Origin of the sequence: Streptomyces sp. NPDC017991 (assembly GCF_044328075.1) — a bacterium.
GTDB lineage: Bacteria > Actinomycetota > Actinomycetes > Streptomycetales > Streptomycetaceae > Streptomyces.
On record NZ_JBIRGP010000018.1, the window covers coordinates 187,130 to 198,489 of the forward strand.

The window sequence follows — 11,360 nt, forward strand, 5'->3', positions numbered from 1 at the left end:
CTCTCGATCCGAGGGGGACAAAAAGTGTTTCCGGATCTGACGCCGTGGGTAAGCACCTGCGGCATCGAGCGACGGGAGCCATTGTTAGCGGCCCGAATTTTCGATGGCAAAGGTGTGACGTACGACCCCGGGTAGTGGACCCCCAAGGGGCAAATCGGGACAGATCGATACGTCTTCCCCGCTCACCGGGAGTCCGGTTGTCTCCTATGCCCCTTCGTACGTGATGTGTGCCCTATGTGCGGGCTCACACCGGACGCGACTCCATCTCACCGGCAGTTGCTGAGGCAATTCCCTGCGTGAGGGTCCTCCGCCGAGACGGTCTCCCGGAGATCCTCCGGGAGGTCCTCCGGGAGGATGAGGTGCACGTCGCCGAACTCGTGCCACAGGTAGCGCCCGCGCAGCGCCTCCGCGTACCCGCGGTCGACGACCTCCTTGCCGGCGATCGCCTCCAGCATCAGCAGATGCGAGGCCTGCGGCTCGTGCAGCCCGGTGAGCAGCCCGTCGACGACCCGCACCCCGCGCTCCGGAGTCACCACCAGACCGGTCCAGCCCCGCGCGGCACGCACCACCCCGTCGGGACCGGCCGCCGACTCCACGGCGCGCACGGCCGTGGTCCCGACCCCGATGACCCTGCCGTCACCGGCCCTCGCCGCGTTGATCAGGCGCGCCGAGGTCTCCGGCACCGTGAAGCGCTCCGGGTACGGCGGCTCGTGCGCCTCGGCCGAGGCGACCCCCGCGTGCAGGGTGACGGGCGCGAACTGCACACCACGGCTCACCAGCTCCGCCACCAGCCGCGCGGTGAAGGGCCGCGCCGCGCTCGGCATCTCCGCGCTCCCCGCCCCGTCGGCGGACGGCAGCGCGAAAACGGTCTGGTACGCGGACAGCGGCTGGTCCCGGTCCGTATAGGAGTAGCGAATGGGCCTCCCGTGCCGCCGCAGCAGCCCCGGCACGTCGGCATCAGGGACCCGACCCCACCACAGCCGCGCGCTCCGCCCGGACAGCGGCTCCTCCACCACCAGCCGTACGTTCCCCGGCAGCCGCACCTCCGTCCCCGCGGGTCCGCTCCCGCGCGGACGCGTGGTGCCCCTCCCGTCGGGCTCCCGCAGCTCCACCGCCCAGCGCCCGTCGTCGCCCCGGGTGGAGAAATGCACCACCACGCGCGCGTGCCCGACCTTCCCGTCCACCGCGGCCGCCAGCGTCACGGACGTGTTCACGACGAGCAGGTCCCCGGCCCGCAGCCGCCCCGGCAGCTCCACGAACGCGTGGTGCGACACCCGGGTCCCGTGGGAGACGAGCAGACGGACGGCGTCGCGGTCGAGGCCGGGCCCCCGCTGCTCGGCCGGCACACGGGCCGACAGCTCGTCCGGGAGCGTCCACCGCCCCACCCGGCCGCCGTCGGGCGGGGGCACCCCCATGGCGGTCGTCATCGCTGTTCCAGCAGGGCAGGGGCCCCGTAGCGCCCGCTCGCCGGACGCCGGTCGAGCAGCCGCAGGAAGGCCGGCACGACACCCGCCGGGTCGGGCCGCGGATCGGCGTCGTCCGGAACGGCCGCCGCGTACAGGTCCGTGCCCATGTCCCCCGGGTCGACCGCCCAGACCCGCAGCCCGGGCTCCTCCTCCCCGAGTACCGCGGAGAGCTGGTCCAGCGCCGCCTTCGAGGCCCCGTAACCGCCCCAGGTTTCGTACGCCTCCGCCGCCGCGTCCGAGCTGACGCCGATCACCGCGCCCGCCGGCGACTGCCGCAACAGGGGCAGCGCCTCCTGGACCAGCCCGAGTGCCGCGACCACATTGACCTCCAGAGCGCGCCGGAGCCCGTCCAGGGCCAGCGCCTCAAGCCGTACGAGCGGTGCGGCGCCCAGCGCGCTCGCGTTGTTCACCAGCAGATCGACACCGCCGAGTTCCCGGGCCGCCGCCACCAGACGGGCACGGTGCGCCCCGTCCGTGACGTCCCCGGGCAGCGCCCGTACCCGTGCTCCGTACTTACTGAGGACGGCCGCGGCCGCCTCCTGGAGGGGCCGCGCGGTTCTGGCGTCGAGCACCAGGTCCCAGCCGCGCTCCGCCAGTGCCTCGGCGAGCGCACGCCCCAGCCCCTTGGAAGCCCCCGTGATGATCGCTACCGGCATGATCCGTCCCCTCGTCCTCGACCGCCGCTCCGGGCGGCTGTCCTCAACGTAGGAACCCGAAGACCTTCGCCGCCTCATGCGCGGGCCGCAGCGAGCAAGGGCCCTTCGCCCTAGGTCCAGCGGACCGGGCCGGTGCCGCCACAGGTCGGATACGCGCTGTCACACCCCGCCGGTACCGTGAGGTCATGAGCCATGGACCCCGGTCGGGCCTGCTCGCGGTGAGCACCGCGCTGCTGGCCATGAGCAGGCACCTGGAGGTGCGCGACGTCCTCAAGACGATCGTCGCCTCCGCCCGCGACCTGCTCGACGCGCAGTACGCGGCCCTGGGGGTCCCCGACGACCACGGGGGCTTCGCCCAGTTCGTCGTCGACGGTGTCAGCGACGCCCAATGGAAGGCCATCGGCCCGCTCCCGCGCCAGCACGGCATCCTCGCCGCGATGCTGCACGAGGCCCGCCCGGAGCGCCTCGCCGACGTGCGCAAGGACCCGCGCTTCGAGGGCTGGCCCGCCGCCCACCCCGACATGTCCGACTTCCTGGGCCTGCCCATCCGCGACGGCGACGAGGTCATCGGCGCCCTCTTCCTCGCCAACAAGAACTGCCCCAAGCCGGAAGGCAGCTGCGGTTTCACCGAGGACGACGAAGAACTCCTGGGGATCCTCGCCCAGCACGCCGCGATCGCCCTCACGAACGCCCGCCTGTACGAGCGCAGCCGCGAGCTGACCATCGCCGAGGAGCGCTCCCGCCTCGCCCACGAACTGCACGACGCCGTCAGCCAGAAGCTGTTCTCCCTGCGCCTGACCGCCCAGGCCGCCGCGGCCCTGGTGGACCGCGACCCGGACCGCGCCAAGGGCGAACTCCAGCAGGTGGCCGCCCTCGCCGCCGAGGCCGCAGACGAACTGCGTGCCGCCGTCGTCGAGTTGCGCCCCGCCGCCCTCGACGAGGACGGCCTGGTCGCCACGTTGCGCACCCAGATACAGGTCCTCGACCGGGCCCACTCCGCGCGCGTGACCTTCGACAGCTGCGGCGTCCGCGCGCTCCCCGCGGCCCAGGAGGAGGCCATGCTGCGGGTCGCCCAGGAGGCGCTGCACAACGCGCTGCGACACTCGGGCGCGGCCCGCGTCGACGTCACCGTGGAGAAGCGCGGTCCGGGCGCCGTCCTGCGCGTCACGGACGACGGAGGCGGCTTCGAACCCCAGGCGACCCGCCGTGCGGGACGCCACCTCGGTCTGGTCTCCATGCGCGACCGGACCAACGGCGTCGGCGGCGAGCTCACCGTGGAATCGGCGCCCGGCAAGGGCACCACGATCGAGATGGAGGTCCCTGGTGGCTGACGCAATCAAGGTGCTGCTCGTCGACGACCACCAGGTCGTCCGCCGCGGACTGCGCACCTTCCTGGAGGTGCAGGACGACATCGAGGTCGTGGGCGAGGCGTCCGACGGCGCCGAAGGAGTCGCCCGCGCCGAGGAGTTGAAGCCCGACGTCGTCCTCATGGACGTGAAGATGCCGGGCATGGACGGCGTGGAGGCCCTGCGCAAACTCCGCGAACTGGACAACCCCGCGCGCGTGCTCGTCGTCACCAGCTTCACCGAGCAGCGCACGGTGATCCCGGCCCTGCGCGCGGGCGCCGCGGGCTATGTCTACAAGGACGTGGACCCGGACGCGCTCGCCGGCGCCATCCGCTCGGTCCACGCCGGGCACATCCTGCTGCAGCCCGAGGTGGCCGGCGCTCTGCTGTCCCAGGAGGGCACCAACTACGGCCAGGGAAGAGGCGGTTCGCTCACGGAGCGGGAGCGCGAGGTGCTCGGCCTGATCGCCGACGGCCGCTCCAACCGCGAGATAGCCCGCGCCCTCGTCCTCTCCGAGAAGACCGTCAAGACGCATGTCTCGAACATTCTGATGAAGCTCGACCTCTCCGACCGCACCCAGGCCGCGCTGTGGGCCGTACGCCACGGTGTGACGGGCTGATGACCTGCTGATCCGCGCGACGGCCGGCCTTCGGGCCGGTCATACGGAAGGTCTCCCTCCGGACTGAGATTCATACCGTCGTGGGAATGTCCCCCGGATGGCGCATCCTTCTCCGGCCGCCGCCGTTCTCCAGTGCGTGCTGCGGCGCTCTGCCGCAGTGGTTCGCAAGGAGAGGGCTCAGAAGTGAAGAACCTGAAGAAGGCCGCTGCCGTCACGATGGTGGCCGGTGGCCTCGTTGCCGCCGGTGCCGGTTTCGCCTCCGCCACCGACGGTGCGCACGCCGCCGGCCAGGCCGTGGGCTCGCCGGGTGTCGCCTCGGGCAACCTCGTCCAGGTCCCGGTCGCCATCCCCGTGAACGCGGTCGGCAACACCGTGAACGTCATCGGCGTCCTGAACCCGGCGTTCGGCAACGACGGCTTCAACGGCTGACGTACGCCCCGGGTCGAGTGACCACCGGCCCCCCAGGCTCGCCTGGGGGGCCGATCCGTTTTTCGGCTCGTCGGACCACTGGCCCGAACGGGCAGAACGCGCTCGCCCGCCGTGCCGTACACGCCCCTCGGACGTTGCTCAGGCTACGGCCCTCGGCAGGGCCGGATACGCAATCGCAGGAGGAACGCTTTTCATGAACATCGCCAAGAAGGCCGCCCTGGCCGTCACCGTCGTCGGTATCGCAGCGGGTGCCTCGGCCGGTGCCGCTGTCGCCGACTCGGATGCCGACGGCGCTGCCGTGAAGTCCCCGGGCGTCGCCTCGGGCAACGCGGTCCAGGTCCCCGTCCACGTCCCCGTCAACGTCGTCGGTGACAGCATCAACGTGATCGGGCTCCTGAACCCGACCTTCGGCAACGAGGCCGTCAACGACTGACGCCGCGCCCGGCCGAGGGCCCCGCGGAACACACGGTCCGCGGGGCCCTCGCCCTTTTCCTCCGGCAGGCCCGCAGCGAACTGCCGGCGGACGGCGGTGAACCGCTCAGCGCATCCCGCGCTCCCGCTCCTCCACGAACGCGTTGTACGCCGCCACCTGAGCCCGCCTGGCCGTCCGTTCGACCGGGCGCAGCGCCTCGGAGCGCGCGGTCATCTCCGACGCGCTCACGGCCCCGCCGTGCCCGTTGCCGTACGCCACCGAGACCAGCAGCCCGACCCGCCGGGACAGCGCCAACACCCGCACGGCTCTGGGCGGATAGCCGGGAGCGAGCGCCTCGCCGTCCCGCTCGGCCCGGGCCCGGTACGCGTCGATCGCCGCCTCGGCGCCGGGGCCCGAGCCCGCCACATCGAGCTGCGACAGCACCTCGGTCGCGTCACGCAACGCCTCCGCGAGCTCCCGCTCCGCCTCCCCGAGGGACGGCACGTCGGCGGGCGGCGCCTCGCGCACCGGCAGACAGTGCCAGACGACCTCCACATGCACATCGCCGTCCGGGCCGGCCTCGTACACCTCCGGTACGAGCCCGAGACCGACCCCGTGGCAGACGACGGCCTCCTCGGCCTCCAGGGCGCGCGCGTTGAAATCCGGCGGACCGCTCAGCCCGAGCGGATGCCCGGGCGCGGGCAGCGCGACCCGCAGACCGGTCGTCCCGAGCGCGCGCAGCCGCCCCAGGGCGAGCGAGAGCCCGACGGGCCCCGTCTCGCCGGGCAGTCCGGCGACCCGGTGCACGGCGTCCTCACCGACGATGGCGACGACCGCGTCATCCGGTGAGACAAATCCGGCCAACAGTGCATTTCCCCATGCCGCCAACCGTCCTGAACGTGGTTCCGAAAGCATGCCTCCCACTTTAAGGAACCGCTTAAGGACCGGCCGATGGATTGGACGGGTCGGCCGGTGGCGTAGGTTTTCCCTGGGGGCTGCGTCCACAGACGTCAGCGACGGCCGAGACTGCAATGGGAGACAGCGCGCTCATGAGCGATGTTCTGGAGCTTGAGGACGTATCCGTGGTCCGAGAGGGCCGGGCTCTGGTGGACCAGGTCTCCTGGTCGGTCAAGGAAGGCGAGCGCTGGGTCATCCTCGGACCCAACGGAGCCGGAAAAACCACCCTCCTCAACCTCGCCTCCAGCTACCTCTTCCCCAGCCAGGGCACCGCCACCATCCTCGGTGAGACCCTCGGCAAGGTCGACGTGTTCGAGCTGCGCCCGCGGATCGGCGTGGCCGGCATCGCCATGGCCGAGAAGCTCCCCAAGCGCCAGACCGTCCTGCAGACGGTGCTGACCGCCGCGTACGGCATGACGGCCGGCTGGCACGAGGACTACGAGGACGTCGACGAGCAGCGCGCCCGCGCCTTCCTCGACCGCCTCGGCATGACCGATTTCGTGGACCGCAGGTTCGGCACCCTCTCCGAGGGCGAGCGCAAGCGCACCCTCATCGCCCGCGCGCTGATGACCGACCCCGAGCTGCTGCTCCTCGACGAGCCCGCCGCCGGTCTCGACCTCGGCGGCCGCGAGGACCTCGTACGCCGTCTCGGCCGCCTGGCCCGCGACCCGATCGCCCCCTCCATGATCATGGTCACGCACCATGTGGAGGAGATCGCCCCGGGCTTCACCCACGTCCTGATGATCCGCCAGGGCAAGGTCCTCGCGGCTGGGCCCCTGGAACTGGAACTCACCTCGCGCAACCTCTCCTTGTGCTTCGGCCTCCCGCTCGTCGTCAGCCAGTCCGGCGACCGCTGGACCGCCCAGGGCCTCCCGCTGTCCTGACCGACCTGTTCTCATTCAACTTGCCCTGACAACCGGGAACACCAGCCCCAACAGGATCGGCGCCCTGTCGGGGACGGGACCCGCGGACCTACCATGACCATGTGAACGACATCGACGCATGGGTGTGGTGGCTGATCGGCGCGGCCGGGCTCGGAATCCCGTTGGTCGTGACCGCGATGCCGGAATTCGGAATGCTCGCCGTCGGCGCCGTCGCGGGCGCCGTGACCGCGGGGCTCGGAGGCGGTGTCGTCCTCCAGGTCGTCGTCTTCGCCGCCGTCTCGGTCGCGCTCATCGCGGTGGTACGCCCCGTCGCGGCCCGGCATCGCGCCCAACGGCCCCAACTGGCCTCGGGCATCGAGGCGTTGAAGGGCAAGCAGGCCGTCGTCCTGGAGAGGGTGGACGGTTCGGGTGGCCGGATCAAGCTCGCCGGCGAGGTCTGGTCCGCACGCTCCCTCGACGGCTCAGTCGCCTACGAGGTGGGCCAAGAGGTGGATGTGGTGGAGATCGAAGGAGCGACGGCGCTGGTTGTGTGACCTCCCGAGGCGTCCACTGAACGGAACGTCGCACGTGGCGAGTTGTGGTCTGACACACTCGTCCAGCAAGATCCTCGACAGTTACGAGATCTTCGGCAGTCACGAGATTTTCCGGAAGCACCGAGGCGGAGAAGGGTACGGGGAGCCACGATGGAACCGATCATCATCGTCCTGATCATTCTGGTGGTGTTGGTCTTCATCGCGTTGATCAAGACCATCCAAGTCATTCCCCAGGCCAGCGCCGCCATCGTCGAGCGCTTCGGCCGCTACACGCGGACTCTGAACGCGGGACTCAACATCGTCGTCCCGTTCATCGACTCGATCCGCAACCGCATCGACCTCCGTGAGCAGGTCGTGCCGTTCCCGCCCCAGCCGGTGATCACCCAGGACAACCTGGTCGTGAACATCGACACCGTCATCTACTACCAGGTGACCGACGCCCGCGCAGCGACCTACGAGGTCGCCAGCTACATCCAGGCGATCGAGCAGCTCACCGTCACCACGCTCCGCAACATCATCGGCGGCATGGACCTGGAACGGACCCTGACCTCCCGCGAGGAGATCAACGCGGCCCTGCGCGGAGTCCTCGACGAGGCCACCGGCAAGTGGGGCATCCGCGTCAACCGCGTCGAGCTCAAGGCGATCGAGCCGCCCACCTCCATCCAGGACTCGATGGAGAAGCAGATGCGCGCCGACCGTGACAAGCGCGCCGCGATCCTCACCGCGGAAGGTATCCGCCAGTCGCAGATCCTCACCGCGGAGGGCGAGAAGCAGTCCGCGATCCTCCGTGCCGAGGGTGAGGCCCGCGCCGCCGCGCTGCGCGCCGAGGGCGAGGCCCAGGCGATCCGTACGGTCTTCGAGTCCATCCACGCCGGTGACGCGGACCAGAAGCTCCTCGCCTACCAGTACCTCCAGATGCTCCCGAAGATCGCCGAAGGCGACGCCAACAAGCTCTGGATCGTCCCCAGCGAGATCGGCGACGCCCTCAAGGGGCTGAGCGGCGCGATGGGCAACTTCGGTCCGATGGGTGGCGGCAACCAGGGCGGTGGCAACCAGGGCGGCGGCACGGAACGTCGGGAAAAGCCCACGGTCGACTGACTCACGCGAACACACAAAAGGGGCTCACCTCACAAGAGGCGAGCCCCTGCTCGTTCCCGTCACCACCTCAGGAACTCCGCCCCCGAACCCCCACTCCGCAAACGCCAACGGGGCCGAAACACCCAGGCGCGCAAGGAACGGCGCAGTCTTTGCCTCTAAGGGGCGCGGGGAACGGCGCAATCTTTCGCCTTCGCCTTCAAGGGGCGCGGGGAACTGCGCGACCAGCCACAGCGCACCCGCACCCGACAGCGCACCGCGGATCCCGCCCACCCAGCGGAGCGACTACGCCGGCTGCGCAAGCCACTCAGGCAAAGCCTCAAGATCATCCCGCCCCAGCGCCAGCAACATCGCATCCGCCGGCGTCGGCTCGAACGGCCGCCGCAACAACGGCATCCCCGCCTGGTCAGGCGTCCGCGCCGCTTTACGGTGATTGTCCTCCGCACAGGAGGCAACCGTGTTCAGCCAGGAGTCCTGCCCACCCTGCGCCCGTGGCACCACGTGGTCCACCGTGGTCGCCCGCCGACCGCAGTACGCGCACTTGTGCCGGTCACGCACCAGCACACCCCGCCGCGACCACGGTGCTTGTCTTCGGAAGGGCACCCGTACATAACGGCAGAGCCTGATCACCCGGGGCGCGGGTATGTCCAGCGCGGCTCCGCGCATACGCAGTTCGGGGTGGGCCTGCTCGACGACCGCCTTGTCCTGCAGCACCAGAACGACGGCTCGGTTCAACGTCACCGTCGACAGCGGCTCGAAGCTCGCGTTCAGCACCAGCGTGTCCCGCATCCAGCCCACCTCCCATGCGCACCGGCCCACCACCTGGCGGGCGTGGATCAACTCTGGCCGGGCACGCCGAGATGGACAACGCAATAAAAATGCCCGCCCCTGATCAATTCCAAGACCAGGGACGGGCAAACACTCAGTGAAAGGTCAGCTCTCCGTGGGAACCGCGTAAAGCCTCGCCCCGAGCTCAGGACCGGCCAGGTCCCGGAGGTCCTAGAACCAGTTGCGGCGGCTGCCCACCTCGGACAGCCACTGGTTGAGGTACGCGGTCCAGTCGGTGCCCTGGAAGTCGTTGAGCCCGACCTGGAAGGAGCGGAACGAGTCGCTGCCCTCGCTGAACAGACCCGGCTTCTTGTCCATCTCCAGGACGACGTCCATCTCGCGGTCGTCCGCGACGAAGGTCAGCTCGACCTGGTTGAGGCCGCGGTACTGCTGCGGCGGGAAGAACTCGATCTCCTGGTAGAACGGCAGCTTCTGCCGCGTGCCCCGGATGTGCCCCTTCTCCAGGTCCGCGCTCTTGAAGCGGAAGCCCAGCTGGATGAAGGCGTCCAGCAGCGCCTGCTGCGCCGGCAGCGGGTGCACGCTGATCGGGTCCAGGTCACCGGAGTCCACCGCGCGCGCGATGGCCAGCTCCGTGGTCACACCGATGTTCATTCCGCGCAGCGACTGACCGGCGATGTTCGTGATCGGCGTCTCCCACGGGATCTCCAGACCGAACGGCACCGCGTGCACGCCGTTGGCCTGGAGCTCGAAGGCGCCGCCGAGCTGGAGCTTCGTGAACTCGATGTTCTGCTTGTACTCCTGGTCGTCGCTGCCCTCGACCTCGACCTTGGCCTGCAGCCCGACCGACAGTCCCTCGATCGCCTGGCTCACGGATCCGCCCTGGATCCGCACCTCACCCTGGACGACACCGCCGGGAACGACGTTGACCTCGGTCAGCTCCGTCTCGACCGAAGCCCCACCGGCACCCAGGCTCGCAAGCAGCCGCTTGAACCCCATCGTCTTCTCCTCTTTCGGGCAACGCCCCGTTGTTGTTCGGTCCGGATCGGATCCTTGATCCATACATACGCGATCCAGCCGGGTCCGGTTCCGCGCCTTCACCCTGGCAAGACGGGCGCTCCCTGACCACCCCGCACGCACTCGGACGTGTGAAGTACGCTCGTAAGCCATGATCGCGGCCCCTGACCGTACGCCCCTCGCCCGGGACTTCTTCGACCGACCTGTACTTGAGGTCGCCCCCGACCTCCTGGGGCGCGTACTCGTGCGCACGGACCCGGGCGGTTCGACCGATCCGATCGAGCTGCGCATCACAGAGGTCGAGGCCTACGACGGCCCGAACGATCCCGGCTCCCACGCTTTCCGCGGTCCCACGGCCCGCAACGCGGTGATGTTCGGTCCGCCCGGGTACGTGTACGTCTACTTCACCTACGGCATGTGGCACTGCATGAACCTGGTCTGTGGCCCGCAGGGCAGGGCGAGCGCGGTCCTGCTCCGCGCGGGAGAGATCACCGAAGGCGTCGAAGTGGCTCGCAAACGTCGACTTTCGGCCCGACATGATCGAGAACTGGCCAAAGGCCCGGCTCGTCTGGCCACGGCTCTGGGGGTCGACCGGTCCCTCGACGGCACGGACGCATGCGCCTCGCAGAGTTCACCCCTGAGCCTCCTGCACGGCACCCCGGTGACCTCCGACCAGGTACTCAGCGGTCCGCGTACCGGAGTGTCCGGCGACGGAGGTGTCCATCCGTGGCGCTTCTGGATCAGCGACGACCCGACGGTGAGCCCGTACCGGGCCCACACCCCTCGCCGCCGCCGAACTTGACTCGCCCTTGGGTGATACGTAACGTAGCCCGAGCCGCTTGAACCGGGTACTGCGTTCCGTCAGCAGCCGGAAGTGGGCAACCCACTACCTACGACTTCCTCTCAGCGAGGGTCCATTCAGCATGTCCGCATGCCTGAATGCGAACTCGCGGATCTCGATTATGAGTTGCCCAGGGGATCGGCTAACGTAGTGAATGTCGAAAGGCCGCAAGGCCGATAGGCAAATCCCGCCGACTGGGAATCGGGCCTGAAAGGGTCTGGTAGAGTCGGAATCGCCGGAAAGGGAAACGCGAAAGCGAAAACCTGGAAAGCACCGAGGAAATCGGAACCGGAAACGGTCTGATAGAGTCGGAAACGCA

The 11,360-nt window shown here is 69.7% G+C and carries 13 protein-coding genes; 8 read left to right on the forward strand and 5 right to left on the reverse strand.

Annotated features, from left to right (window positions below; all coding sequences use genetic code 11):
* Window positions 1-266: 266 nt before the first annotated feature.
* Window positions 267-1,427, reverse strand: coding sequence for an S-adenosylmethionine:tRNA ribosyltransferase-isomerase (locus ACH4DZ_RS40160; RefSeq protein WP_398293978.1), 1,161 nt, complete (start codon window positions 1,425-1,427; stop codon window positions 267-269).
* Window positions 1,424-2,122, reverse strand: a complete 699-nt coding sequence (locus tag ACH4DZ_RS40165; RefSeq protein ID WP_398293979.1) for an SDR family NAD(P)-dependent oxidoreductase — start codon at window positions 2,120-2,122, stop codon at window positions 1,424-1,426. The genes ACH4DZ_RS40160 and ACH4DZ_RS40165 overlap by 4 nt, the downstream gene beginning before the upstream one ends.
* A 185-nt stretch (window positions 2,123-2,307) precedes the next feature.
* Here ACH4DZ_RS40165 and ACH4DZ_RS40170 point away from each other — a divergent pair, with 185 nt between their 5' ends.
* The 4 genes from ACH4DZ_RS40170 (at window position 2,308) to ACH4DZ_RS40185 (ending at window position 4,949) form a co-directional block, all read left to right on the forward strand.
* On the forward strand, window positions 2,308-3,453 hold the full coding sequence (locus ACH4DZ_RS40170; protein ID WP_398293980.1) for a GAF domain-containing sensor histidine kinase: 1,146 nt from the start codon (window positions 2,308-2,310) through the stop codon (window positions 3,451-3,453).
* Window positions 3,446-4,087 (forward strand): response regulator, encoded by a 642-nt coding sequence (locus tag ACH4DZ_RS40175; protein WP_398293981.1) that lies wholly within the window; start codon window positions 3,446-3,448, stop codon window positions 4,085-4,087. Before ACH4DZ_RS40170 ends, ACH4DZ_RS40175 begins: the two co-directional genes overlap by 8 nt.
* A gap of 183 nt (window positions 4,088-4,270) precedes the next feature.
* On the forward strand, window positions 4,271-4,516 hold the full coding sequence (chpE, locus tag ACH4DZ_RS40180) for a chaplin ChpE (RefSeq protein ID WP_398293982.1): 246 nt from the start codon (window positions 4,271-4,273) through the stop codon (window positions 4,514-4,516).
* A gap of 193 nt (window positions 4,517-4,709) precedes the next feature.
* Complete coding sequence (locus ACH4DZ_RS40185; RefSeq protein WP_398293983.1) at window positions 4,710-4,949, forward strand: chaplin; 240 nt, start codon at window positions 4,710-4,712, stop codon at window positions 4,947-4,949.
* Window positions 4,950-5,054: 105 nt separating this feature from the next.
* On the opposite strand, the gene ACH4DZ_RS40190 is transcribed toward ACH4DZ_RS40185, so the two are convergent.
* Window positions 5,055-5,843, reverse strand: coding sequence for a hypothetical protein (locus ACH4DZ_RS40190; RefSeq protein ID WP_398293984.1), 789 nt, complete (start codon window positions 5,841-5,843; stop codon window positions 5,055-5,057).
* Window positions 5,844-5,977: 134 nt separating this feature from the next.
* Here ACH4DZ_RS40190 and ACH4DZ_RS40195 point away from each other — a divergent pair, with 134 nt between their 5' ends.
* From ACH4DZ_RS40195 to ACH4DZ_RS40205, 3 genes are all read left to right on the forward strand, one after another.
* Window positions 5,978-6,769 carry an ABC transporter ATP-binding protein gene (locus ACH4DZ_RS40195; protein WP_328497221.1) on the forward strand — a complete coding sequence of 264 codons (792 nt, stop codon included), beginning with the start codon at window positions 5,978-5,980 and terminating at the stop codon, window positions 6,767-6,769.
* Window positions 6,770-6,870: 101 nt separating this feature from the next.
* Window positions 6,871-7,302 carry an NfeD family protein gene (locus ACH4DZ_RS40200; protein WP_398293985.1) on the forward strand — a complete coding sequence of 144 codons (432 nt, stop codon included), beginning with the start codon at window positions 6,871-6,873 and terminating at the stop codon, window positions 7,300-7,302.
* 150 nt (window positions 7,303-7,452) lie between these two features.
* Window positions 7,453-8,400 carry an SPFH domain-containing protein gene (locus tag ACH4DZ_RS40205; protein ID WP_398293986.1) on the forward strand — a complete coding sequence of 316 codons (948 nt, stop codon included), beginning with the start codon at window positions 7,453-7,455 and terminating at the stop codon, window positions 8,398-8,400.
* A gap of 282 nt (window positions 8,401-8,682) precedes the next feature.
* On the opposite strand, the gene ACH4DZ_RS40210 is transcribed toward ACH4DZ_RS40205, so the two are convergent.
* Both ACH4DZ_RS40210 and ACH4DZ_RS40215 read right to left on the reverse strand, forming a co-directional pair.
* A complete protein-coding gene (locus ACH4DZ_RS40210) occupies window positions 8,683-9,186 on the reverse strand; it encodes an HNH endonuclease (protein WP_107017795.1) in 504 nt (167 codons plus the stop codon).
* 210 nt (window positions 9,187-9,396) lie between these two features.
* Window positions 9,397-10,182: a sporulation protein gene (locus tag ACH4DZ_RS40215; RefSeq protein ID WP_398293987.1), complete on the reverse strand. Its 786-nt coding sequence runs from the start codon at window positions 10,180-10,182 to the stop codon at window positions 9,397-9,399.
* Window positions 10,183-10,351: 169 nt separating this feature from the next.
* On the opposite strand from ACH4DZ_RS40215, the gene ACH4DZ_RS40220 reads away from it, so the two are divergent.
* A complete protein-coding gene (locus ACH4DZ_RS40220; RefSeq protein WP_398293988.1) occupies window positions 10,352-11,002 on the forward strand; it encodes a DNA-3-methyladenine glycosylase in 651 nt (216 codons plus the stop codon).
* Window positions 11,003-11,360: the final 358 nt, after the last annotated feature.

Bases quoted from the DNA above. Each gene is read 5' to 3' on its own strand.
- ACH4DZ_RS40195 (WP_328497221.1), top strand. From the start codon at position 5,978: ATGAGCGATGTTCTGGAGCTTGAGGACGTATCCGTGGTCCGAGAGGGC.
- ACH4DZ_RS40210 (WP_107017795.1), bottom strand. From the start codon at position 9,186: ATGCGGGACACGCTGGTGCTGAACGCGAGCTTCGAGCCGCTGTCGACG.
- ACH4DZ_RS40185 (WP_398293983.1), top strand. From the start codon at position 4,710: ATGAACATCGCCAAGAAGGCCGCCCTGGCCGTCACCGTCGTCGGTATC.
- ACH4DZ_RS40220 (WP_398293988.1), top strand. From the start codon at position 10,352: ATGATCGCGGCCCCTGACCGTACGCCCCTCGCCCGGGACTTCTTCGAC.
- ACH4DZ_RS40215 (WP_398293987.1), bottom strand. From the start codon at position 10,182: ATGGGGTTCAAGCGGCTGCTTGCGAGCCTGGGTGCCGGTGGGGCTTCG.
- ACH4DZ_RS40190 (WP_398293984.1), bottom strand. From the start codon at position 5,843: ATGCTTTCGGAACCACGTTCAGGACGGTTGGCGGCATGGGGAAATGCA.
- ACH4DZ_RS40205 (WP_398293986.1), top strand. From the start codon at position 7,453: ATGGAACCGATCATCATCGTCCTGATCATTCTGGTGGTGTTGGTCTTC.
- ACH4DZ_RS40170 (WP_398293980.1), top strand. From the start codon at position 2,308: ATGAGCCATGGACCCCGGTCGGGCCTGCTCGCGGTGAGCACCGCGCTG.
- ACH4DZ_RS40165 (WP_398293979.1), bottom strand. From the start codon at position 2,122: ATGCCGGTAGCGATCATCACGGGGGCTTCCAAGGGGCTGGGGCGTGCG.
- ACH4DZ_RS40160 (WP_398293978.1), bottom strand. From the start codon at position 1,427: ATGACGACCGCCATGGGGGTGCCCCCGCCCGACGGCGGCCGGGTGGGG.